This window comes from Streptomyces sp. MK37H (assembly GCF_018035285.1).
Taxonomy (GTDB): Bacteria; Actinomycetota; Actinomycetes; order Streptomycetales; family Streptomycetaceae; genus Streptomyces; species Streptomyces endocoffeicus.
On sequence record NZ_JAAAYH010000889.1, the window covers coordinates 1 to 545 of the forward strand.

The 545-nt window shown below is 70.1% G+C and carries 1 protein-coding gene; it reads right to left on the minus strand.

What is annotated here, in order from left to right; translation table 11 throughout:
- Nucleotides 1-545, minus strand: a 545-nt coding sequence (locus GWI24_RS44630; protein WP_210951699.1) for an ABC transporter permease subunit, incomplete at both ends; no start/stop codon positions are given.

A 545-nucleotide genomic window follows, 5' to 3' on the forward strand; every position in this document is an offset into this window, starting at 1 on the left:
CGCCAGTACGTTGGCGTCGTCCTGGGAGGGGCCGGGCGCGATGATGTAGACGAGGTCGAAGATCTTCATCACGTTGATCATCAGTGTGACGACGACGACGGAGAGCACCGGCGCCAGCATCGGCACCGTGATCCGCCGGAAGACCTGCCACTCGGTGGCGCCGTCCATCCGCGCGGCCTCCATCAGCTCACGCGGCACTCCCGCGAGCCCCGCCGCGATCAGCACCATCGCGAAACCGGCCCAGATCCAGACGTACGCGCCGATGACGGCCGGGGTGACCAGGGACGGGCCGAGCCAGTCCACGCCGTTGTAGGGCTGGGCGAAGTTCCAGGCGGGCAGCCGTAGCTGGGCGCCCTCGGCCCTGGCGGGGAGGGTGTACCTGCCGTCCGCCGCCGTCGTGGTCCGGGCGAGGACCTTGCCGTCCTTGACCGCCTCGATCTTCAGGCCGGCCATCGCCTTCTCGCCCTGGTCGATGGCGCCCTCCTTGCCCAGGCCGCCGCGGGTGAAGTCGAACCAGACCGTGCCGGTGATCTTCCCCGGCTCGG